The sequence below is a fragment of the Vibrio sp. QJM3NY_35 genome (genome assembly GCF_057785915.1).
In genome coordinates this window covers 438306-462223 of the sequence record NZ_CM173508.1, presented here as the reverse complement: position 1 = coordinate 462223, position 23918 = coordinate 438306, and the positions used below count along the sequence as shown (strand labels likewise).

The 23918-nt window shown below is 45.4% G+C and carries 20 protein-coding genes; 13 read left to right on the top strand and 7 right to left on the bottom strand.

The window, feature by feature from the left end:
• Window positions 1-48: 48 nt before the first annotated feature.
• The 3 genes from AC3CH3_RS17515 to AC3CH3_RS17505 all read left to right on the top strand — a co-directional run bounded on the left by AC3CH3_RS17515 (window position 49) and on the right by AC3CH3_RS17505 (window position 3092).
• On the top strand, window positions 49-1260 hold the full coding sequence (locus tag AC3CH3_RS17515) for an MdtL family multidrug efflux MFS transporter (RefSeq protein ID WP_488538826.1): 1212 nt from the start codon (window positions 49-51) through the stop codon (window positions 1258-1260).
• On the top strand, window positions 1235-2203 hold the full coding sequence (gene yidZ / locus AC3CH3_RS17510) for an HTH-type transcriptional regulator YidZ (RefSeq protein WP_488538825.1): 969 nt from the start codon (window positions 1235-1237) through the stop codon (window positions 2201-2203). The genes AC3CH3_RS17515 and yidZ overlap by 26 nt, the downstream gene beginning before the upstream one ends.
• Window positions 2204-2543: 340 nt before the next feature.
• Window positions 2544-3092, top strand: a complete 549-nt coding sequence (locus AC3CH3_RS17505) for a carboxymuconolactone decarboxylase family protein (protein ID WP_171314357.1) — start codon at window positions 2544-2546, stop codon at window positions 3090-3092.
• Between the two features lie 114 nt (window positions 3093-3206).
• Here AC3CH3_RS17505 and AC3CH3_RS17500 read toward each other — a convergent pair whose 3' ends face one another.
• The 4 genes from AC3CH3_RS17500 to AC3CH3_RS17485 form a co-directional block, all read right to left on the bottom strand.
• On the bottom strand, window positions 3207-4382 hold the full coding sequence (locus AC3CH3_RS17500; RefSeq protein WP_488538824.1) for a MalY/PatB family protein: 1176 nt from the start codon (window positions 4380-4382) through the stop codon (window positions 3207-3209).
• Between the two features lie 12 nt (window positions 4383-4394).
• Entirely contained in the window at window positions 4395-5858 is a 1464-nt protein-coding gene (gene nhaC / locus AC3CH3_RS17495) for a Na+/H+ antiporter NhaC (protein WP_488538823.1), read from the bottom strand.
• Window positions 5859-6003: 145 nt separating this feature from the next.
• A complete protein-coding gene (locus AC3CH3_RS17490; RefSeq protein WP_488538822.1) occupies window positions 6004-7008 on the bottom strand; it encodes a LacI family DNA-binding transcriptional regulator in 1005 nt (334 codons plus the stop codon).
• Between the two features lie 119 nt (window positions 7009-7127).
• Window positions 7128-8555 carry an aminotransferase-like domain-containing protein gene (locus AC3CH3_RS17485; RefSeq protein ID WP_488538821.1) on the bottom strand — a complete coding sequence of 476 codons (1428 nt, stop codon included), beginning with the start codon at window positions 8553-8555 and terminating at the stop codon, window positions 7128-7130.
• A 124-nt stretch (window positions 8556-8679) separates the two neighbouring features.
• Between AC3CH3_RS17485 and AC3CH3_RS17480 the strand changes: the two genes are divergently transcribed.
• On the top strand, window positions 8680-9579 hold the full coding sequence (locus AC3CH3_RS17480; protein ID WP_488538820.1) for a DMT family transporter: 900 nt from the start codon (window positions 8680-8682) through the stop codon (window positions 9577-9579).
• A 104-nt stretch (window positions 9580-9683) separates the two neighbouring features.
• On the opposite strand, the gene AC3CH3_RS17475 is transcribed toward AC3CH3_RS17480, so the two are convergent.
• Window positions 9684-10109, bottom strand: a complete 426-nt coding sequence (locus AC3CH3_RS17475; protein WP_017069797.1) for a DUF3010 family protein — start codon at window positions 10107-10109, stop codon at window positions 9684-9686.
• 259 nt (window positions 10110-10368) lie between these two features.
• Here AC3CH3_RS17475 and AC3CH3_RS17470 point away from each other — a divergent pair, with 259 nt between their 5' ends.
• Window positions 10369-12006, top strand: coding sequence for a methyl-accepting chemotaxis protein (locus AC3CH3_RS17470; RefSeq protein WP_029405372.1), 1638 nt, complete (start codon window positions 10369-10371; stop codon window positions 12004-12006).
• A 154-nt stretch (window positions 12007-12160) separates the two neighbouring features.
• Here AC3CH3_RS17470 and AC3CH3_RS17465 read toward each other — a convergent pair whose 3' ends face one another.
• Entirely contained in the window at window positions 12161-12433 is a 273-nt protein-coding gene (locus tag AC3CH3_RS17465) for a DUF3316 domain-containing protein (protein WP_488538819.1), read from the bottom strand.
• A gap of 210 nt (window positions 12434-12643) precedes the next feature.
• Here AC3CH3_RS17465 and AC3CH3_RS17460 point away from each other — a divergent pair, with 210 nt between their 5' ends.
• Window positions 12644-13513 (top strand): LysR family transcriptional regulator, encoded by an 870-nt coding sequence (locus tag AC3CH3_RS17460; protein ID WP_048611669.1) that lies wholly within the window; start codon window positions 12644-12646, stop codon window positions 13511-13513.
• Between the two features lie 114 nt (window positions 13514-13627).
• On the opposite strand, the gene AC3CH3_RS17455 is transcribed toward AC3CH3_RS17460, so the two are convergent.
• Window positions 13628-15289 carry a methyl-accepting chemotaxis protein gene (locus AC3CH3_RS17455; RefSeq protein ID WP_488538818.1) on the bottom strand — a complete coding sequence of 554 codons (1662 nt, stop codon included), beginning with the start codon at window positions 15287-15289 and terminating at the stop codon, window positions 13628-13630.
• Window positions 15290-15564: 275 nt separating this feature from the next.
• On the opposite strand from AC3CH3_RS17455, the gene AC3CH3_RS17450 reads away from it, so the two are divergent.
• From AC3CH3_RS17450 to AC3CH3_RS17420, 7 genes are all read left to right on the top strand, one after another.
• Window positions 15565-16077, top strand: a complete 513-nt coding sequence (locus AC3CH3_RS17450) for an RNA methyltransferase (RefSeq protein WP_017061674.1) — start codon at window positions 15565-15567, stop codon at window positions 16075-16077.
• Window positions 16078-16164: 87 nt separating this feature from the next.
• Window positions 16165-17001 carry an SGNH/GDSL hydrolase family protein gene (locus AC3CH3_RS17445; RefSeq protein ID WP_488538817.1) on the top strand — a complete coding sequence of 279 codons (837 nt, stop codon included), beginning with the start codon at window positions 16165-16167 and terminating at the stop codon, window positions 16999-17001.
• 95 nt (window positions 17002-17096) lie between these two features.
• The gene (locus AC3CH3_RS17440; RefSeq protein ID WP_488538816.1) at window positions 17097-17987 is read left to right on the top strand and encodes a LysR family transcriptional regulator; all 891 of its coding nucleotides are present in this window, start codon (window positions 17097-17099) and stop codon (window positions 17985-17987) included.
• 91 nt (window positions 17988-18078) lie between these two features.
• Window positions 18079-19086: an N-acetyltransferase DgcN gene (gene dgcN / locus AC3CH3_RS17435; RefSeq protein WP_488538815.1), complete on the top strand. Its 1008-nt coding sequence runs from the start codon at window positions 18079-18081 to the stop codon at window positions 19084-19086.
• Between the two features lie 57 nt (window positions 19087-19143).
• On the top strand, window positions 19144-20130 hold the full coding sequence (dgcA, locus tag AC3CH3_RS17430) for an N-acetyl-D-Glu racemase DgcA (protein WP_488538814.1): 987 nt from the start codon (window positions 19144-19146) through the stop codon (window positions 20128-20130).
• Window positions 20131-20512: 382 nt separating this feature from the next.
• Window positions 20513-22486, top strand: coding sequence for an ATP-binding protein (locus AC3CH3_RS17425; protein WP_488538813.1), 1974 nt, complete (start codon window positions 20513-20515; stop codon window positions 22484-22486).
• Window positions 22483-23835 carry a sigma-54-dependent transcriptional regulator gene (locus tag AC3CH3_RS17420; protein WP_488538812.1) on the top strand — a complete coding sequence of 451 codons (1353 nt, stop codon included), beginning with the start codon at window positions 22483-22485 and terminating at the stop codon, window positions 23833-23835. Before AC3CH3_RS17425 ends, AC3CH3_RS17420 begins: the two co-directional genes overlap by 4 nt.
• The last annotated feature ends 83 nt before the right edge of the window (window positions 23836-23918 follow it).

Sequence of the window (23918 nt, the reverse complement as noted above, 5' to 3'; positions counted from 1 at the left end):
TTTGGCGTTTCGCTCTTATTATCCTCACACCAATTATGTGGGGTTTTTATGTATCGTTTTCTGTTTTGTAGTTTTGCGCTTGTTCTTTTGTATCCAACGGCGATTGACTTGTATCTGGTTGGCTTGCCCCAAATTGCAGCGGATTTGAATGCCTCTGAGGCGCAGCTTCATGTCGCGTTCTCTATTTATCTCGCAGGAATGGCAACCACCATGTTGTTTGCCGGCAAATTTGCCGACAGTGTAGGAAGAAAGCCTGTCGCGATTTTCGGTGCGATTGTCTTTGCGATCTCTTCGATGTTAGGCGGAATCGTCACTAGTGCGGAACCGTTTCTTGCGGTTCGTTTTTTCCAAGGTGTTGGCGCGGGGTCTTGTTATGTGGTGGCATTCGCCATACTGCGAGATGTGTTAGACGATCAAAAACGCGCTAAGGTGTTGTCGATGATGAATGGCATTACCTGCATCGTACCAGTACTTGCTCCTGTGATTGGCCACCTAATCATGACGGTTTACCCGTGGCCCAGTTTGTTCACGACAATGGCGAGCATGGGAGTGGTGGTGTGTGTGTTGTCGGTGCTCGTGCTAAAAGAGACTAAACCGAAGGTTACAGAGTCGGTGTTAGTAAAAGCTTCCTTATCTGAGACATCTCAATCAACTTCAACCGAAACGTTTAGAGACCCGTTGTTTATCAGTCGTGTGATCATGACCAGCTTAGGCGTGACGGCTATTCTGACTTACGTGAATGTGTCTCCAATGCTGATCATGACAGAGCTTGGTTTCGACCGAGGTCAGTATTCTTACACCATGGCACTCACCGCTTTGGTGAGCATGTTGGTTTCCTTCTCAGCTCCGTTTGCTTTGAATGTGTTTAAACAAAAGAACCTGATGCTGACTTCACAAGCGTGCTTCGTTATGGCGGCCATTTTGTTGTTTGCGTCGATTGATGGCGGCTTAGGCCATTACGTCACGTTGTTGGGTTTTGCTTTCGTGTGCGGCGGTTTCTCACTGGGTTTTGGTGTTGCGATGAGCCAAGCGTTGAGCTGCTATTCACAAAGAGCAGGAGTAGCAAGTTCGATACTGGGCGTTTCTCAGGTGTGCACGTCGGCACTGTTTATCTGGTTGATGGGTGTTATCGGGCTAAGTGCATTGAATATGTTGGTATTTATATTGGCTGCTGGTGGAGTTATCAGTATTGCTCTAATACTATGGGTAGATCCTTCCCAAGTTAAAAGTGATTATGAAGAAGCCACTAGCTCGTCTTGATCTAAATCTGTTGTTCACTCTGCAATTGCTGCTGCAGGAACAGAGTGTTTCGAAAGCTGCCAAAAAGCTCAACGTCACGCCGTCAACGGTGAGCAAATCACTTACTAAACTTCGAGATTGGTTTGATGATCCTTTATTTGTAAAGACACCAAGAGGTTTAACACCAACGCCACTTGCGCTGAGTATGGCGAAAGATCTTCAAGACTGGCTGCAGATCGGTAGTCAAATATTGACGACACGTGGTGACGATGCCCCAAAAGATCTGCGTTTGAATCTAGAAGCAGAATCTCCTCTGTCGCTAATCATGCTCAATGAGCTGACGCAAAGCGTGTATCAACGCTACCCAGACGCGAAAATCAAAATGCGTAATTGGGATTATGATTCGATTGATGCCATCGTTCGCGGTGAATCTGACATTGGGTTTTCTGGGCGAGAAAGCCATCCGCGTTCGAAAGAGTCCTTAGACGCGCTGCCATATTTCATCGACTTCGAGGTTCTGTTTCACGACTTGCCAGTGGTGTACTTGAGAAAAGATCACCCAGCGTTACAAGAAGAGTGGAATCTTGAGGCTTTCCTTAAATATCCTCACATCAATATTGTGTGGGAGAAAAGCGAAACATTGGCGCTGGATGAAGTGCTTACCGACTTACAACTAGACCGAAATATCGTACTGACTTTAGCTGGCTTTGAGCAGTCACTATTTATGACAGCTCAATCAAACCACACAATGACTACCGTGGCACCGAATTACTGCCGACGTTACGTTGAACAACTTCATCCTAATCTTACTTGTCTGCCTATTCCTCTAGATGAAGAGAACGCCAAAAAGCTGCTGATCCCGTTCACCATGATTTGGCATAAACGCAATGCTTACAACCCAATCGTTCTATGGCTAAAAGACACGCTTAGAGAGCTTTACCAGTTTGAAGGGAAAGCTCTCTAACCTTGTGATGAGATTAAATGTGATTAGGCGACCTGAAGGTTTGTACCGTTAATATTGATCGTTGATTGAAATAAGAATTCAGAGTTAGAAGCGAGCCCATCAGATGTTGTCTGATGGGTTTTTTATTTAAATCATACGGATAGGGTCAGAACTTCTCAAATGAATACGGTTATTTCTTAATTGTTGATTCGATAAATAGCGTTAATCTGAACGATTGTTCAAATTAACGCTTGAACGGTCGTTCTATTTTGATCTATATTGTTTTCACGCCAACGGAGAACAGTCATATATCACTCCGATTGTGAATCAAATTAGTATAAAGAATCGAAAGGAATAGAACATGAGCAACTTTAAAATTCACTCAGTAGAATCAGCACCAGAGCAAAGCAAACCCATTCTTGAAGGGGCTGTAAAACAGATGGGTCGAGTTCCTGGTCTTTTTGGGGTGATGGCTGAATCACCTAATACTCTCAAAGCTTACACGCAGCTTCATCAAGCATTTAGTGATTCGTCTTTTGATGCTGATGAGTTAACCGTGGTATGGCAAACCATAAATGTTGAGCACGAGTGCCATTACTGTGTGCCTGCGCATACTGGCATTGCACATTCAATGAAGGTTGATCCTGCAATCACCGAAGCACTTCGTAATCGCACCGCACTGCCAACTGAAAAACTGCAAGCATTGCACGACTTCACGTTAAGCATGGTACGTAATCGTGGCAATGTGCCTGAAAGTGAAATGGCAGCATTTTTCGAAGCGGGCTATGGTCAGCAACAGGTATTAGAAGTGATTCTTGGCTTGTCTCAGAAAGTGATCAGCAACTACGTAAACCGCGTTGCCAAAACGCCAGTAGACAAAGTATTTGAACAGTTTGCTTGGGAAGGTTAATTCCCATTGAACTAAGTAAAGAGTAAGAATAATCAAAGCCCCATTCGGTTGAGTGGGGCTTTGTTGTATTGGTTGGGTTACGTTTTCTAATTACTTATTTATCTATCTATTTATTTATCTATCTATGCCTAATGCCGCTTTGAGTCGCACCAAAGCGTCTGATAATACTTTTTCAGGACACCCTAGATTCAAGCGAATAAACCCTGAACCTTCCTCGCCAAATGCACAACCCATGCTCGGTACAATGCCGGCTGCAATGAGTTTACGTTCTAGCTCTGCATCGCTCAGTTTCATTGCACGGCAATCTAGCCAAGCAAGATACGTCGCTTCGGGTTTTGTGAAACGAATATGAGGCAATTCTGCTTTTATGAATCCGTTCAGCGTTTCTATATTGTCTTGCAGATAGTGTTTTAAGTCTGTCAACCAAGTTTCACACTCTTGATACGCAGTGGTGGCCGCTGACATTGATAGGCTGTTGAAGCAATCCATGCCATGAGCATCCAAACGACGAACAAACTGATCCTTCAACTGCAAATTAGGGATGATAAAGTTCGAAATTCTCAATGACGACAAACCAAAGGTTTTACTGGCCGCTGTTGCGACAATAAGTTTGTCGGTTAGTGAACTTGGCAATTTCAATGTGGAGTGAAATACATTGGGTGCCAGTGTTAAATCGCTCCAAATCTCATCACTGATCAGCCATACATCATGTTTTTTACAAAGCTCGGCAACTTGCGTTATCTCTTGCTCATTCCAGGCTCTTCCTGTCGGATTATGAGGATTACAGAAGATCAAAGCCTTTGCGCCACTGGCGAAACAATCTTCCAAATGTGCAAAATCAAGCTGGTAGTGACCATCAGATTCAATCAATGGGTTGTTTAGAACTCGGCGATCATTGAGTTCGATGATCTTACGAAATGAACCGTAGCCTGGGCTTTGAATAACTATCTGATCATTCACTTGTGTGAGCATTTGTAATGCCATAGCGATACCGGGCAATACACCATGTATTGTCGTGATCCACTCTTTTTCGATCTCAGTGTTATGTTGGCTTTTGAACCAATCAATCACAGCTCGGTAATAGTCATCCTGACGTTCTGAGTAACCAAAAATACCATGCGAGATATCTTGCGCTAAACGGTTGAGCACTTGCTGAGGTGCTTGGAAGTCGTAGTCAGATACCCACATTGGCAGTAAGTCAGATCCTTCCAACCCTAGTTTCTGCTCCATAAAGTCCCACTTTACCGACCCTGTGTTTCGGCGGTTAATCGTATTGTCGAAAGAATTCATAAGATGTGAGCCTTACTTAGTGCTGTGAGCTAGAGATGTTTCTACTGAGTCTTCTAACTGTTCAGGCTTTGCGCGTGCAATGCCAAACCCAGTGAAGCCATAAATCAGAGCGAAAACGACACCGGTGTAACATTGGATTGCCCAAGGTAGGTAATCTAGCGTCGCTACACCTAGTGTGCTTGCCATGTAAATACCCGCAGCAGTCCAAGGAACCAGTGGCTCAATAATCGTGCCCGCGTCTTCGATGGTTCTTGATAGGTTTTTAGTATCTAGCCCCATTTTACGGTAAGCGTTTTGGAACAATTCACCTGGAATAAGAAGAGCTAGTTTGCCATCTGATGTCGTGAAAACTACGGTAATAGTCGCGATCACTGTTGATGCGATAAGCTGCCCTGTTGAGTGGATAAGATGCAGGAAACGACCCAGTACCACATTTAACGCGCCCGTCAGGCTTAAAATACCAGCGAAAGAGAAGGCACAGAACACCAGTAGAATGGTGCTCATCATTGAGGACAGGCCACCACGGTTAAGCAGTTTTGATACGTCTGGGATTAGCCCATCAGTCACTGTTCCTTTTGCTTCAAACAATGAAACATTGAAGCCGTCGACATAAGCTTGGAAGCCTTGTTGTAGAGAGAACCCTTGTAGAACCATTCCCAGTACAATCGCTAGTGCTGAAGCTCCTAACATTAGTGGTAGAACGGGTTTCTTAGTTAATGCACCCCAAAGAATCATAACTGGCGGAATGATAAGGAAGATGCTGAAGTTATAAAGGCTATCTAGCCCCGCAAGGATTTGCGTTACTTTTTCCGGTTGACCAATGTTTGCGACATCAGCGCTTTGTCCTGCAAAGAAGAAAACCACAGAAGCAATCACAAAGCCTGGTAGCGTCGTGTAAAGCATGTGCTGAATATGTTCGTACAGTGTGGTGCCCGAGACAACAGGCGCAAAGTTTGTTGAATCAGAAAGAGGCGAGATCTTGTCGCCAAAGTAAGCACCAGAGACAACAGCACCAGCTGCGGCTGCAAGTGATACATCCAAGCCAGCAGCAACCCCCATAAGTGCCACACCAACCGTCCCCGCAGAGCCCCAAGAAGTACCCGTACATACCGATACAATCGAAGTCACAAAGAAGGCGGCGATGAGTATGTATTCAGCACTGATGACTTTAAGCCCCCAGTAAACCATGTATGGGATGGTGCCGCTGATCATCCAACTGGCAATGAGGCCGCCTACGGAAACTAAAATCAAAATGACGGGCATGGCTTTAGCAAGTTTCTCAACAATGGCGTTGATGATGTCATCCCAGTTATAGCCCATTTTCCAAGCAATGCATGCAGTGAAAGTTGCAGAAATCAGTAGTAGCACTTCAATGCGAAGTCCTAAAACACCGTATCCAATAGCAAGCAACGCAAACATAACGGCTATAGGTGCTAGTGCTAATCCGAACGATGGTAGAGGCTTTGAGTTATTCATATTAGTTGTCCTCAGGTTAGTGTAGGGTTTGTTCGGAATGGATAATAAGCGCGCTCTGAAATCGAAAGTGCGACTTCAACACTGTTTTCATGTAAGCGGTTACATGAGGTGCATACATGAGATTTTAGTCACATTTTGGCTGATTTTAGTGCTTGATTGGCGTAACTGTCTGTCTTTCGACTAAGGTTGCTTCGAATTTATGTTGTTTCGGTGGGGCGTATCCAGCTGTCTTCAACTTGATGGCGAGGTTAGCTGCGTAGGTCGACATTTCATCAATGGGGTTGTGCATTGTGCTTAATCGAGGGTAGAGATAGCGAGCGAGCAGCACATCATCAAAGCCGATCACTGAGATATCATTTGGTACAGAGATACCTTGATCATGCAGGCTAGTCATTAAGCCTGCAGCCATTACGTCATTAAAGGTGACAGCGGCTGTAACCTCTGGGCATTGGCTTACCAATATATCACCGGCGGCTTCACCACCAGACTCGCTGAAGCTTTGGCTGATGACCCAGTTAGGTTGTACTTCGATGTTGGCTGCTTTCATTGCATCTTTGTAGCCTTCTAACCGATCGGTTCTGTCTTGGATGGGAAGATCACTGGAGACGTAAGCTATTTTTCTGTGTCCAAGCTTAATAAGGTGTTGCACCGATACCTGAGTGCCTAGTCTATTGTCTACCCATACTGAGCGATTGGATACTTGAGCGATGGTGCGGTTGAGCAATACCATGGCGGGCAACTGAGCTGTGTAACGTAATAGCGTAGCGTCATCGAGCATTTTCGAGTGAACGACCATTGCCTCACAGCCTTGGCTGATTAGGAAGTCGAGGCCTTCTTTCTCTCGCTGAGCATTGTGCCCGCCACTCACCACAACCAGCTGGTATCCGTTTGTTCTCGCGACTTCTTCAACGCTCTTGGCAACAAGCGCAAAGAAAGGGTCAGCTAAGTTGCCCGTCAATAAGCCTAACGTGTTGCTACTTCGACTTGCTAAAGCCGTAGCACGTGCGTCTCGGTGGTAGTTGAGTTCTTTGATTGCACGTTCTACGCGCTCCAACGTGATAGGTTCGACATAGCAGGTACGGTTCATTACTCGTGAAACGGTTGCTGTTGAAACTCCGGCAAGTGCCGCTACATCTTTGATAGTTGCCACGTCGAACTCCGCTAGGCATAGAAAGGCTGCGAGTGTAGCGAATCTTTGCTGTTGAAAATGTTAATAAGGTCAAAGCTTGTTAACGCCAATTCTATGAGTTTAGCTAGGTCTAGCGATATTTAGCACGTATGTTTGGCGATTATCTGAGCTAACATCACCACGCCTTCTTTCCACTCTTTACTCTCTTCTATGTTTGCTACGGTGAAACGCAAACAATTTTTATATTGGTCATTCGTCCCAAACACGGTGCCGGGTAAGATCCCGAGCTTATGCTTCAAACAATCTTGATAGACCGCATAACTGTCGACCGATTCTGGCAGTGTTATCCAGTTGAGAAATGAGCCCTCCGGTTTTGACAAGTGGTAGCACCCAACAAGGTGTGGGTAGCTATCCAGAGCTTGTATTAATAGACTTTGGAATTGTTTTTGATTGGTTTGATAGAGCCGTTTCATCTTAGATAAATGACTGCGGTATTTACCTGTCGTGAGAAACTGTCCGACCGCCGATTGCATCAGATTGGAACTGCCCATGTTGTCGCAAAGTAGATACTTCTCGACTAAGGGCTGATAGCGCCCTGACAGTAACCAACCGATTCGCAAGCGTGAGTCTAAAGTCTTAGATAGCGAGTTCACGTAGATCACGCGATCTTGGTCATCAAGCTCTTTGAGGCTCGCGATTGGTGTATCGAATGCCAAGCTACCGAATACATCGTCTTCGATAATCGGTAAAGATCCGGTGATCTCCAGCAAGGCATTTCGATTAGCTAGAGGCATTCTTGAGCCAGTCGGGTTGGTAAAGTTTGGTGTCAGCAGCAGCGTTTTCACTTCCCATTTGTCCAACGCACTCTGTAGTGATGGAATATCGATTCCGTGGCTAACACTGCTTGGTATTTCTAGGGCTTGCAAACCAAGTGATTCGAGTAAAAGTAAATTGCCGAAGTAACACGGTGACTCTACGGCCACGATGTCACCCGGTTTGGTGAGTGCACGTAAAGCCAAACTGATCGCCTGTTGAGCACCGTGAGTAATCGCAATCTCTTTCGATCCCGCGGGAACACCTAGATCATGGGTGATCTTTAACAATTGCTTTACTAATTGCTCGTCACCGGGAGGGAGTTGATAGTAGCCCGGAAGTTGAGTTTGCAAACGGCTATGGCGACCGATTTCAGCGTACAAGCTACGAATCGCAGGATTGTTGATGTTCGGGTGTGCAGAGCCAGCGAGTAGCTTCAAGCGACCTTTCGGACGAGAGAGTACAGATTTGGTGACCGACAAGAGGTCGACTTTTTGAGGTTGGCTGGGCGCATCCCAACTTGTGGTGTTGGGTGCTTTAACGCGATAACCCGACTTGGGAACTGAGTACACCCAACCTGTCGCTTCCAATTCTTGATAGGCGCGAATCACGGTGTTCTTGCTCACGCCAAGTTGTTCGCTCAATTGACGAATTGAGGGAAGGCGATCGTCTGGATGAAAGAGTCCTTTATCTATCTGAGCCTTAATATGTTGTTCGGTAGCAAGATATTTATTGCCGCTGAGTTCTGCTTCCACGTTGTTTTCCCTCGTTGCTCATTTTTAATCTGTAACCATTTAAAGTGTTATATCTGTATCTTTATTAGTTATCTGTACCCAACTAAGGTAACAGCATTGATGAAGAGTTGACCAGAGGTTTGTAATGCTGATTAAAATGATTCCGTTCGTGTTTGTAATATTGTGGTCGTCAGGCTTTGTTGGCGCACGTCTTGGCGTGGAATACGCCGAACCCGCAACGTTGCTTTCACTTAGGATGGTAGCCAACGTGGCGCTGTTCTTAGTTTTGATTGCCATTCTTAAGCGTCGTATCCCTCGTGGTCGAGCATTCTTCCACGCTAGTGTGGTCGGCATCTTGATTCATGGTTTCTACCTTGGTGGCACCTATCTGGCGATTGATATGGGTATGCCCGCCGGGCTGAGTTCTCTACTTGTTGGCTTGCAACCGATTCTTACCGCATTGATTATGATCAGCTGTACTTCGCAGCGTTTTAATTTTGCACAGTGGTTGGGATTAGCGCTTGGTTTTGCGGGTATCAGTTTGGTGTTGATGGGCAATATTGAATGGCAGTCAGACGACCAAAAAGGCTTGGCAACATTATTGTGTTTGGTTTCTTTGGTGGGTATTACCTGCGGAACTTTGTATCAGAAGCGCTTCTGTCAGGGGACAGATATGGTCGGCGGTGCGATGGTGCAATACTTGGCTTCTGCTGCGCTGTTTCTACCGTTCGCAATGCGTTACGAAACTATGCAAGTGAACTGGACTGTAGAATTCACGTTGACTCTTACCTGGCTGGTGGTGGTTCTGTCTTGCGTTGCCATCCTCTTGCTGCTTTACATGGTAGAACACGGTGCATCTTCAAGTGTGGCCTCAGTGTTTTACTTAGTTCCACCTACGACAGCAATTCAAGCTTGGCTTATTTTCGGTGAGTCGTTCGACATTTATGGCGCGATGGGCTTCGCCTTGTCTGCCGCTGCGGTTTATTTGGTGGTGAGAAAGCCAGAATGGATTAAGGCTCGCAGACGAACAGTGTTAGAGCGGTAGTTTGTATACCAAAACTCATTCTACTTAAAGCTGATGACTAGAAACAAAAAAGAGCCTGAATATTCAGGCTCTTTCTGTATCAAATATTGGCTAGCGACTTTTGATTAGCGCTTCATCAAGCAAGCGTATGCCGTTGTAAACGGTGCTTCTTGGTATTGCTTAAGGCCAGTTTCTTTGAACTTCATCATTAGAGGATTACGCTTAAGGCTCTCTTTGATGTCTGCAGGTGATACAACGGTTACGTCTAGGCCGTCGATCAGTTGAATTGCTGCTTCTAGTTTGAAACCAAAGCCACCGCCAGCAAATTTGCCTTTAGTTTGGCGTTGACGAATCACAACTTTGTCTACTTGGTAATCTTCCATTAACTTTGCAAAAGAGAATTGAAAGTCTTTCATATTCTGTGTGTCGTTTGCGTCGCTAATTGAAACTTTAGAAACTCGGCAATCAGGAATGTTAAATACACCATCTGATAGAGAAAGAAGACAGATGACTGCATCGTTACCTTTGATTTCAACACCACAAATTTTCATGTTCTTACCTACTTATTTTAGAGCCCTACATTATGGTGCTATTTCTCACACTTCTCCAGTATTTGCACGTATCAGCGGCAAATAAGTCTAAATAAGAGAGTATTTTAGTCACCGAAAGTTAACCTTTGATTGAAAAAACACCACACGAATTTACGGTATCGTTTGCTATGAGATGAAGCTCACAAAAGCTTAGCGGGATTTCATATGTGTGCTGTATATTGCGCGCGCATCCCTATTTGAAGTGTGGTTATTAATCCCAATGAATATCAATAATCTTTCGATTAAGAGTAAAATCGCGATCCCGCTGTTGGTGATTGTGATTGTTTTTTCTACCGTTACTGTGCTCAACGTTATCAGATCAAATGCTCAAGCTGCGATTAATAATGAGCTCAATAATGTGGTTCAGCCAGTGCTAGATAACCTAGAAGATGGTTACCGAGATATTTACCAAATTATCGCTTCGGCACAAGGCCTGTTACTTGCTAAAGACCAAGCGGCAATTGAGTACCAAAAGTTTGAATTTAAAGACAACGCTTACAAAGCGGTTCCTCGTTTTGAAAGTGTCGAAACCTTGTATCAAGCGGGCGTGTTGGATCCATCTTCACGTGGCGAGTTAGCAAAGCTTGTTAACGCGATGAGTAAGTGGGTGGCACTGCACGAGCCAATGTTCGCTGATCCAGCAAACGCAGACCAATACAATATTGATTACTCACCAGCGCTTGACGCAGAGTTTGCGATCATTCGCACTCAACTGCGTGATATTCGAACTCTGATCGAACTGAAACAGAAAGAGCTTCGCCAGCAAGCCGGTGACTCTATTGAATCGAGTAAGTTGATCATTGAAGTAGGTATGGCCGTTGCTGTTTTCGCTGCACTTTTCGCTATGTGGTTATCAAATCGCTTTATCGTTCAGCCAATCCAGAACGTAGAGAAAGCGATGAATGAGATCGCATCGGGCGACGGTAACTTGTCTCAACGTATGAAGGTCGAAGGTAATGATGAGATTGCTCGTTTAAGTTCTGCTTTCAACCAGTTTGTTGGCAAGATCCATGTCACCGTGGAGCAAGTTATTCTCACATCGAACGCAGTACGTGGCGAGATGGAAAACATCAAATCACTCACGCAAAGTGTTGCTGAATTCTCGTCTAATCAACAGCGAGAAAGTGAAGTGGTCGCGGCTGCAGTTCATGAAATGCAAGCAACCAGTGAAGTGGTGAGTGGTAACGCATTAGATGCGGCAACCGCAAGTAACGTTGCAAACCATGAAGTGGAATCGGCTGATACTACGCTTGGCTTAACTGTTACTTCGATTGAACGCCTTGCGCAAGATATCGAGAACGCAGGTGGTGTGGTTCAAGAACTAGATACAGACGTGAAGAACATCGCCTCAATCCTTGGCGTGATCAAAGGTATTGCAGAACAAACTAACCTACTTGCTTTGAATGCGGCGATTGAAGCGGCACGAGCGGGTGAACAAGGTCGTGGCTTTGCGGTTGTGGCTGATGAAGTTCGTGCGCTTGCGAGCAAAACTCAAGACAGCACTGGCGAAATCCAATCAATGATAGAACGCTTAGAAGTGGGTGCTAAACACGCGGTTGGTGTGATGACTGAAAGCAAAGTGAGTGGCGAGAAAACCATAGTTCAGGCAGGAACGGCGGCGTCTTCATTGAGTGAGATTCGCAACTCAATCGGCAAGATGAACGACATGAACACGCAAATCGCTACAGCCGCTTCTCAGCAGTCCCAAGTGTCTGAAGAAGTGAATAAGAATGTTCAACGCATCGCAGAAAGCACCATGCAAATGGTTGAGATGGCGAGCAGCGCAGAAAATGCATGTATGGCATTGGCAGAGCAGTGTGAAGCGCTTGATAGCCTGGTATCTCAGTTTGAAGTTTAATCTTCAAAAGTAAGCAGACGAATATGAGCTGATAATGGTTGCTCGTTTTGGGCTCCATTAATCAGCGCTTAACAAAAAAAAGCCCGTGCTCTATGAGTGCGGGCTTTCTTTTTGAACGTGTGATCGGTTTTTGGACCAAATCAATCATTCAGTGTTAGCTGCTGCGACCGTCTTTGTATGTGTAACGGTAGTCAACTTTTACGTTCGCTTGGTAATGAACATCGCCGTTCATGTTAGTGATTTTTTTCACTTCCATGTTCGCGTCATCAATCTTGAACGAATCGTATTTTGTTGTTTGTTGGAACTGTGGCAGTTCTCTAGAAAGCTCAAATGGTGTCTTTGCGCTTAACTCATCCATAAGGTTAGTTCCTGCAAACGCTGTGGTGCTGAGTACAAGAGTTGATGTAAGTATGATTAACTTCTTCAAAGGGGATACCTTACTTTGTTGTACCAGTGTTTTCGAGATTCTCACCCTAGCAATAGGGGATGAGGTTAATGTTAGGACAAAAATATGGTTCTGTAAGGGAATAACTATGGGTGCCGAAGATTAATGCACAGCGCATATCAAGCAAGGTGACACTGATATCTAACTTCAATACACTGTATGGGTAACCAAAGTTCAGCATAAGGTAAAGGCATGGCCAATTGGGAAGGGGTAAGTGAGTTTGTTGCAGTTGCAGAGCGTGAAAGCTTTACTGGTGCGGCGCAGAAGCTTGCTACGTCGGTGGCTCAAATCAGTCGTAGGGTGGCAAACCTCGAAGAACGACTCGCAGTGAAACTGCTCAATCGAACGACTCGAAAGGTGTCTCTTACAGAGGCTGGGCAACTCTATTATCAGCAGTGTAAGTTGCTGGTCGAAGGTTTAGAAATTGCTGAGCTTGCGGTCACGCAGATGCAATCCACACCAAAAGGCTTACTGAAAGTCACTGCGCCTGTGACTTATGGTGAGCGCCAACTCGCCCCAATACTCCATCAATTCTTAAAGCTTCACCCACAAGTAGAGCTTGAGCTGATGCTGACCAATCAAAAGCTCGATCTCATCGATTCTGGTGTTGATGTTGCGATTCGTCTTGGCCGCTTGGAAGACTCAAGCCTTGTGGCAAAGAAGCTGTCTCAACGCCAACTTTATGTATGTGCAAGCCCTGAATATATTGAACGTTATGGCGAGCCGCATACATTATCAGAATTAAATAATCACCAATGTTTAGTCGGTGGATTTGAACATTGGCGTTTCAAAGAAAATGGACGCCCTCGCTCAGTTCGTGTTAATGGACGCATTAAGTGCAACAGTGGTTTAGCTTTGTTAGACGCCGCTAAGCAGAGCATTGGCTTGGTGCAGTTGCCTGAATACTATGTGAGTGAAGACCTTGATTCTGGTGAGTTGGTTGAGGTGCTGTCCGATTATCGAGATGACAAAGAAGGGATCTGGGCGCTTTATCCTCAGAACCGCAACTTATCTTCAAAGGTTCGTTTGCTGGTGGACTTCCTTTCTGAGCAATTGGATTAGTGTATGGCTTAAAGCCTCCACCGATAAAAACGGGCTTCAGAATAGAGATTCTGAAGCCCGACGTGTTTTAGGGTTAAGTCGCGTTTGGTTACAGCTTACTAAACCGAAAATGTATTAGACGGTGAAGCGATCTACCAAGTGATACAGCTCATTTGCACGACTGTTGAGGTTTTGGCTACCTGTACGGTTTTGATTCGCGAGTTCTGCCGATTGTGAGCTTTGGTCAGAAATCACCACTATGCGTTGAGATATCTCTTGTCCTACAATATTTTGCTGTTCAGTGGCTGTCGCAATAAGCGAGTTCATGTCCATGATGGTATCAATCGACGCTTGGATCTTCGCCAGTGCTTCGGCTGCGGCATTCGCTTCTTCCACGGTTTGCGCACTTCGGCTTTGACTTGAATCCATTGCTTTCACAGCAGCATCTGAGGCAGCTTTAAGTTGCTCTATCATCTTGTGAATGTCGCCAGTGCTCTCTTGAGTTCGGCTTGCTAGTTTACGAACCTCATCGGCAACCACAGCAAACCCACGCCCTTGTTCACCTGCACGCGCAGCTTCAATCGCGGCATTCAATGCGAGTAGGTTAGTTTGCTCTGCAATGTCTTGAATCACCGTCAGTGACGACGAAATGTTTTGTACATCACCCTCTAATCTAGATACCACTGTGTTGGCTTCTGACACTTCGCTAGCAAGACCAGCAACAGAGTTGGCAGCAGCGTTCACTATTTGTTGAGCTTCTTTGGCATTACCCTCTGCAAGCTTCGCTGAGTCAGCCGCCTGGCTTGCGTTACTTGAGATCTCGTGTGCTGTTGTTGTCATTTCGGTCATTGCTGTTGCAACTTGTTCAGTCTCTTCACGCTGACCAGTGGCAATTTCATCAACCTGAGCGGCGCGAGAAGACATACTGCTGGTTTCAGCGACAACTCGCTGGCCTACATCGCTTACGCTGCGAATGATGGTTTGCAGGCTTGCTACAAAGGCATTGAAGTTCTCGCTGAGCTTAGTGAATTCGGGCGCTTTGAAGGTTTCCATTCGAGCGGTTAAATCGGCTTCACCACTTGCGAACGCGCTGATTGAACGGTCAAACTGTTCAAGTGGCTTCATAATGGTGCGGTTCACTGCGACTGCAAACACGGCAACCACAAGAGCGATTAAGCCACAGAAAATAGCGATGGCAGTGAGTGAGCTTTGCAGTGCAGCGTTCGAGCTCTCTTTCATTTCTGCGATGACCGCATCAATGTCGTCAGTATAAAAACCAGTGCCTAGCATCAAATCCCATTGTGGGATGAATATCGAGTAGCTGAGTTTAGGTAGGGCTTCAGATTGACCAAGTTTTGGAAAGTAGTAAGTGGTGAATTCACCAAGTTTTGAGTTCTTTATGAGGTCACGAATCAGGTAATTGCCTTTCTTATCTTGCAGATCGTAATAGTTTTTACCAATGCCATCGTTGTTTTGCCCGACAACGACTCGAACACCTTTCGAGTCATAACCAAAAATATAGCCAGACTCACCATATTCTAACGTTCTTAATGTTGGTAAGGCTTCTTCTAAAGTTGCACCTCTTTCCAAGAACGGGCTGATAGAAGATTGAGCCATTTGCAGATACGCTTTGAGTTCCTTTTCTTTCATCGCCATCATATTGCTACGCGTCGATTCTACTTGTTGTGCGGTTAGCTCGGTGCTCTTCATATACGTCACGCTCATCATCCCGATTGCCATCAATAGCAGTGGAATGAAAGAGAGAATATAAAGGCGGTTTTTGATGGTTAGGGTCATGTCACGCTTCCTGTGTGATTGTCTCATGCAATTTTCAACACATTATTAATGTGGTTTCAAAATGTAAATGGGCTTGTTGTTTAATTGTTACCCTAGAGTGTTTTTGTTTTATAAATATGATGGCGGTTAGATTTTTTTGGTGAGAAGCCTTGCAACTAGAGGCTTAAGCACGAAAAAGTGAGTTTGTATCGATGCTTTTGAATTCGACGCTGCTTTGTTAGAATGCGACGCTTTGTAGCACCCTGCTATGTCTATTCGTTAAGTGAGAAAGATTCATGAACAAAAGCCATGTGACTATTGGTTTAACTAACCCAAAGAGCCCGACAAACGTTGGTGCTGTTATGCGTGCGGCTGGTTGCTACCAAGTCGACGAAGTTAAATACACAGGGCAACGCTACGAAAAAGCAGCAAAATTTCACACCGATACCAAGAGTGCTGCACGTACTATCCCGTTGACCGGTGTCGAGTCGTTTTTAGACAATCTTGATCCAGAAACTAAGATCGTTTGTGTGGAACTAGCAGAAGGTGCAACACCACTGCCACGTTTTAAACACCCAGAGAACGCTATCTATATCTTTGGCCCTGAAGATGGTTCGATTTCTCAAGATGTTGCGGATAGAGCGGATCACGTTGTGTACGTTCCAACGGTAGGTTGCATGAATTTAGCGGCAACAGTGAATGTGCTGCTTTACGATCGCCTTGCAAAATCTGATGAAATGGATGAGAGCAACGAGCTGATTAAGAAAAGCCGTGATAACCGTAATCATCTGCTAATCAAAGAAAAGTAAATCTCTGCTTCTAGTGTTATCTATCCCGTACGCAATCGGATATTATCTTGAGTTCATTACTAGATAACTGAAGGGTTAGATAACACCATGGAAGACAAGCAATTACTTGCCGCGCTACAACAACACCCTGTTCTCGATCTCTATCAGTTATTCCAAGAAGTTGGTCAAAACCGCTCTCTGTATGCATTACTAGAGAGGTTATCTTCCCTTAAAGAACATCATCAACTGAATACTCGTCTTAGCCCTTTTAAGCCTCATATCGAAGGATTGCTGGCTCAATTCGATAGCACCACACCGGATAGCGAAATCCTCAAGGCAGTTGCTCTTCAGTCTGAGATTCAGCAACGAGGCCACAGCATGAGTCGTTACATCATGACATCAGATAATCATCGTCATTTTTCACCTCAAGCGGATTTGGTGATGTTTGGAGACTCGATCACTGAGTGGGCGCCGTGGGCTGATATTTTCCGTGATATTTCTATGGTTAACCGCGGCTTGGCTGGTGATACCACAACCGGCATGTTGCGACGTATTGACACCACGTTAAACGTGAAACCAAAGCTGGTATGTTTTATGGCAGGGATAAACGATTTAGCGCAAGGTTACAGCGTTGACCATATCTATCAGAACTATATTGAGATGCTTACAACATGGAGAGCTCAAGGTATTACTATTCTTGTTCAATCAACGCTGCACGTAGGCAATAAACTGCAAGGTTTAAATCCGTCGGTTGAACTGCTCAATAGCAAGCTAAGCGAGTACTGTACACAGCAAGGCATTGCGTTCTTAGATGTGAATTCAGTATTGTCACCTAATCAGCTTCTCTCGAACGAATACTCGTGTGATGATCTGCATTTGAATGCGAAGGCTTACCAAGTTTGGGCAGAGGTACTTCAACCAACGATAACAGAGCTACTAAAATAAACTCAGGCAAAAAGCTAGCTAGACCGATAAACAGCTTAGCCAATACCAGAGAATCCAAGCTCTAGATTTGTTTCGTGAACCATAAGGACATCAATGTGAACCTCAGACAATTGGAAGTCTTTTACGCCATTATGCAGACCGGAACCGTATCTGGAGCCGCGCGCAGCTTGCATGTGTCGCAACCAAACGTGACCCGTATTCTGGCGCACACTGAGCAACAACTCGGGTTTGGTTTATTCGAACGAGTTAAAGGGCGCCTAGTACCAACGGTTGAAGCGAAAACCTTGCTGCCAGAAGCTGAAAAGGTCTATCAGCAACTGGGTCAATTTCGTTCTTTGACCAACAAAGTCAAGCAAGGACATCAGCATTTACGCATTGGTGCGCCACCGATTCTGGCGACTAAATTGCTGACTCCGGTGATCGCTCAAATGTCTCGCGAGCAAGAACTCTCTTTTGAGTTGCTGACCGCAAACCGAGATGAGTTGTGTGAAAGTTTACTCAAGCATGAGCTTGATATTGCTATCGCGTTTGGCGATGAAACGCCGCCTGCTATATTAAGTGAAACGCTATTAACCGAATCACTAAAGGTTTTGGTGCCATTCAACACGGTTGAGCAGTTACCCACAGAATTAACGCTAGATGATTTGATCAATTATCCGCTGCAAATCATCGGGCTTGATAGCCGCGATCCATTAGGCCTGCTGTTACACCGAAGCCTTATTGCGCGCGATCAGCATTACCACCACCCTATATCGGTACGTGGGTATAGCGCGGCGGCGGAACTGGTCAAGCACCAAGCAGGTTTTGCGATTGTTGATCCGTGGACGGCAGAGCAGTACAAAAATGACGATTCGGTTTGTGTGTTGCCACTTCAACCAGATATCCAATTCTCGGTCTCGATGCTTTGCGCAGAGCACACCCCTCAGTCGATTTCCGTTAAGCAATTTATCGCTTCATTGAAAACCCATGCTCACCCTATAACTTAAGGTTATAGGCACGCGATAAATAAGCATTCGGCAGCTACCAAATCCTTAATTAAAGTAAATCCATACAAGGACTTATTAATTAGGAATGCTCATGTCGATCGCTCAACCTTACCTTCTTTTTCTAGGGGATGTTACTGACCCACTCGCTGCAAAAACAGCTCGTGGTATTTACCAATGGCGACCAGAAATCTGCCTAGGTCAACTGCGTTTAACGGGTGATACCGTTTCACTGGGGTTAACGGACATGACCCTGCAAGAGGTGCAAGCGCAGGGTGCGAAGACGCTAGTGATTGGTACCGCAAATCCGGGTGGTGTTATTCCTGATTCTTGGCAGTCAACTATTATGGCCGCTGCAGAAATGGGATTTGAGATTGCATCTGGCATGCACCAACGATTGAGTGAATTTTCACCGCTTGCTGACATGCAGCAACAAGGATTGACTAAGCTTCATGATGTACGCCATTTTGACGGTGTTCTTAATGTTGGTAACGGAAAGCCTCGTCAAGGTAAGCGCCTGCTTACTGTCGGATCAGATTGCTCAGTAGGCAAAATGTTCTCGGCATTAGCGATTGAAAAATCGCTTAAACTTGCGGGGACATCTGCTCAGTTTAAAGCGACAGGGCAGACCGGTATTTTGATTGAAGGCAGCGGAATTTCGATTGATGCTGTGGTTGCGGATTTTATTTCCGGCGCGGTTGAAGCGATTAGCCCCGAATTTACCGACCATGATTGGGACATCATTGAAGGCCAAGGTTCGTTGTTCAATCCGTCTTTTGCAGGCGTGAGTTTGGGGTTATTGCATGGCGCGCAAGCCGACGCTTTGGTGTTGTGTCACGAAGTAGGGCGACCACATATTCGCAACCTTCCTCATGCGCAATTACCAAGCATAGAACAGACGATTGAAGCGAACTTGCAAGCCGCGCGATTGACGAATCCAGATGTGAAATTGGTTGGTATCTGCTTGAACACGTCGGCAATTAGCATTGAAGACGCTGAGACATTATGCCAAGAATGGACCACACTCTATCAAGTGCCCGTGACGGACCCTGTGCGTTTTGGTGTACAACACATTACTGATCATTTGCGACATTCACTTTAACGACTACATCATTTCTACGTTTCCATTTGTTAAAGCGAACATCAACCGAGTGAAATTATGAAGATTACAGCAGAACCCATTACTATCGCGATGCAAACGGCTTTTCGCATCTCTCGTGGCAGCCGAACCGAGTGTCACGTTGTTCGTGTTTACATTGAACATGATGGCAAACAAGCTCAGGGCGAATGCACGCCTTATCCACGATACGGCGAGTCATCGGAGTCTGTGTTAGCGCAAATCCAACAAGCGTCTAATGCACTTAAAGCCATGTTTGAACGCGGCATTACCGATCCGGCAGAGTTAAGAGATCATCTTCAGTCTTTATTGACCGGAGGGGCCGCGCGAAATGCGGTCGATTGTGCGCTTTGGGAGCTTGAAGCTCAGCAGAACGACCAGACCTTTCCTAATAGCTTGTTTGAGTTGCCTGCTCAAATCGTGACTGCAATGACCGTCTCGATTGGCACACCAGAAGCGATGGCGACTCAGGCTCGAGACTATGTCGCGAATGGTGCGAAACTTCTGAAAGTGAAGCTTGATGGTGAACAAGTAGTAGAGCGTGTGTGCGCGGTACGAGAAGCCGCGGCAGATGTTCAAATTGTATTGGATGCCAATGAAGCATGGACAGGACTGAATCTCGAAGAGTTGTTCGATCAACTGACAGAATTTGATATTGCGATGATCGAGCAGCCGTTACCCCAACAGCACGATGCCTCACTGGCGCACATCAAGCACCCGATACCATTGTGTGCTGATGAAAGTTGTCATACTACTTCACAGCTCTCATCGCTGTTGGGCAAGTATGAAATGGTCAACATCAAACTCGATAAAATGGGCGGTTTGACTGAAGCATTGATACTTGCAGAAGAAGCACAAAGGCTCGGTTTTACTCTGATGTCTGGTTGTATGCTTGGTACTTCTTTGGCGATGTGTGCAGCTCTGCCTATCGCCGTTCAATCTGAAATCGTCGACCTTGATGGCCCAGTCTTACTTGGCCAAGACGTTTCTCCTGCTCTGACTTATCGCGATGGGATGATTATTCTCTAAGTTCGTTGAGCCTCGGGTTAGTCGATGGACATGGCATAAATGAAATCGCATGAGTGAAAGCTTGTGCGATTTTTTAGAGCTCTAGTCCTTAACTTATTAAATAATCAAAGGTTTTTGCTGCTTGATTGAGCGTGCTATTCATATAATTTACGGGTTTATTGATAAAGTAATCACGTTTCTGTCGGTGCGGTCACTTTCTATCATCGCAAAACAGACAGCTCAAGTTTTATAAAACAATTGTTATGATATCTTATGTGAAATGTTAATGATTACTCTTCATTTAATAGTTTCACTAAAGCTATTCGATGCAAACCTAAGTAAGGCTCACACCCTAACTAATTGAATCATTGACAGTTCCTGTTGATTATTTGATGAGAAGAAGGTGGGGCGAGTGAGTAGTCATGTCTCCGAGGTTGTAGAAAATAAGGATAGTTTCGAGCGCCCGTTCTCGATCAAAATCCCACGTCGTAAGTGGTTTGGTTGGAAAGGTATTGAGCTGCGCTTGGTACTTGCGTTAGCCATGCTATCGATGACTACTATCTTCCTCTCGGTTGTCTCCAGCTTTACTTTCGATGATTTAAACCAACGTCTTGTTGAGCTAAAGGAGAGTGAAATCCCGGCCTTAGATAATGCTGCACGCCTTAATGATATGGTGCGAGTGATTATCACAACATCTTCTCAGCTCAGTGACGCTGAATCGAATTTAGAGCGCAAACAGGCGATGCTAAAAATCGAAGACGCTATTTCCGTGATGAATAGCGTTATGGTTCAGTTCCCGGACTATCACTCCTATTTTAAAGATCTTATCGCTCAAGTTAATAACAGCCTTAGCTTGTTGTATCAAAGTGAAATTGAGTCAGAACAGCTCAACCAAGAGCTTCGTAATTTGCTCGAAGGTTTTTACCCTCTATTGCAGCAAGCCAGTGACTCACTCGATAACTTGCCAGAGTCTGCCAAAGATCAAATCCAGTACACACAGCTCAAGTCTCTGCTTTATTACCAATTAGGCTTGGTCGAAAAGCTGTATAACGACTCCAGTTTTAATGAACTGGATTACACCAGTTTGCGATTAGAGCAGGTAGGGGAAGAGTGGTGGAAGCTCTGGGTCAGTGGTGATTTAAGAAGTGATTTTCCTCAATTAGATCATCAACTCACGGTGATTTATAACCTTGCCTCAAGCGATAGCAGCTTGTATGGAATGAAAAACAAAGCGCTCGATCATCTTTATCAAGAGCAATACTTCCTGCAAAACAGCCGCGAGCATTTGAACCAATTAACCGTGCAGATCGAAAGCAACACCAGCAAGGTGAATAGCAATATTGACCAATCGATTCAGCAGGCGCAGCAATCTTTGCAATCTAACCAGCGTCTTTCTCTCTTCCTTTCTCTATTTAGCGTGTTGGCTGCCGCTGCTATTTCATGGTTCTACGTGCGTAAGAGCATTTTGGAAAGACTTTTACAGCTTAAAGACAACATGTTTGCGATTTCTACCGGCCATTTAGATACCGAAGTGTCCATTCGTGGCAAAGACGAAGTGACGCAAATGGCCAAGTACCTAAAGGTATTCCAAACCACGGCAAAAATCGTTAAGCAAACCAACCGAAAATTAGAAGCCGAAGTGGAAGAGCGAACCCTAGCCGAAGCCAAGCTGCGAGTGACTCAAGATGAGTTAATCCAAGCCGGAAAACTGGCTGCATTGGGGCAACTCAGTGTTGGGATCACTCACGAGATCAATCAACCTCTGACGGCTGTGAATAGCCACGTTCGAAGTGCTCAGCTTTGGCTCGGTAAAAATAGACCAGACAGAGCACAAGAGAATCTTAAAAAGATCGAAGTCCTGCTAGAAAAGGTGGCTGCGATTACTCGTCACTTAAAAGCCTTCTCACGTAAGAGCGATGGCAAGATTGATAACGTGGAACTAGAGAAGGTGATTGGTGATGCGATTGATCTGTTTGAAACCAGACAAAGCTCAGTATCGATTCAGTATTCGCCCCAAAGCGACCAGATGGTTCGAGCCAACAGCATACGCTTGGAACAAGTGCTGGTGAACCTCATCAGCAATGCTCTGGATGCCATTGAGCATAAACAGCAGCCTCAACTTAGTATTGCTACGCAAGAGCTTTCGAACACCATACAGATTTTGGTTAAGGACAATGGACTGGGCATACCTGAAGAAGATATCCCGTATTTGTTTGACCCATTTTATTCGAGCAAAACAACAGGTAAGGGGCTCGGGCTCGGCTTGTCTATTGCATACAACATAATAAAAGACTTTGGCGGCTCGATTCACGTGGAATCGGTTGAACACCAAGGCACCACCTTTATCGTCACTCTACCAAAAGGCACAGGTTCATGATTTTAGAAAAACACATAGTTCTTATCGACGATGAAATAGATGTCGTCGAAGCCGTGAGCGAAATGTTAGAGCTAGAAGGGTTTAGTGTCACCACCTTTACTGATCCTAACCTTGGCCTAAAGTCGCTTAAAGCGAACAGTCAGTCGGTTGTGTTGTGTGACGTGCGCATGCCGAAAGTGGACGGTTTGACGTTGTTGAGCTCAATCCAACACCGTGCCCCGAATGTGCCCGTTTTATTGATGAGTGGTCATGGCGATATCCCAATGGCGATCGAAGCGATGAAGCTGGGCGCTTTCGACTTTCTGGAAAAACCGCTTAATTCGAGTGAGCTGGTGGAGAAGCTTGATTTGGCGATTGCCCAGTGTCAGCACAGTTGCCCGTCAACCTCGGATGGCGATGGGCAAGAGGATTTACCGATTGAATCTGTGGTTATTGGCCAATCAAAAGCGATGGATACGATGCGTAAGCAAGTGCTCGCTTTAGCGCATACCGGTGTCGATACTATCATCAACGGAGAAACGGGAACGGGCAAAGAGGTGATAGCTCAAGCTCTGCATCAATTCAGTCGTCGTAAGACTAAGCCATTTGTCGCGATTAACTGTGGTGGCATGACAGAGAGCATTATTGAGAGTGAGTTGTTTGGCCATGAAGCGGGTTCGTTTACTAGCGCGAACAAGAAGCGCATTGGCAAAATAGAACAAGCCAATGGCGGTACTCTGTTTCTCGATGAAATTGAGAGCATGCCGATTGCGGTACAAATAAAACTACTGCGTGTGATTCAAGAGCGAATGATTGAGCGTGTTGGTGGTAATGAGTTGATACCTGTCGACATCGTCGTGGTCGCAGCCAGTAAAGCCGATCTTGTGAGCTTGAGTGAAACGGGTGAATTCAGAGCCGATCTCTTCTATCGCCTCAATATTGCTAGCTTAAACCTTCCCGCACTGCGTCAACGCAAAGAGGACATTCAGGTGTTGTTCCGCCACTTTGTGATTCAAGCGAGCCACAAATACAAAACACGCCCATCAACGATTTACCCCGAGCAGATTCAGCAACTATGCCGACACGAATGGCCGGGTAACGTGCGCGAATTACGCAATGTCGCTGACCGATTTGTACTGGGTATTGTTGGTGATGGCTTCGATCTTCAGTCACCGATTTGTGAGTCGTCCGGAGAAGATTTTGCCTTTGAAAAACAGATGGAGCAGTACGAACGAAATGTTCTGACTGAGGCGCTTATTGAAAGCGCAGGCAATATCAATGAGGTCTCTAGCAAGCTGAACCTGCCACGCAAAACGCTTTATCGAAAAATGAAGAAACATCAATTGGATAAAGAGAGTTTCAGGGCCTAGCTGGTTCAGTTGTTTGTTAAATGGAAAACCAAAACTAAAAGAAAAAGCACAAGACAACAATGACCCATTTAACTTTTAGTCGA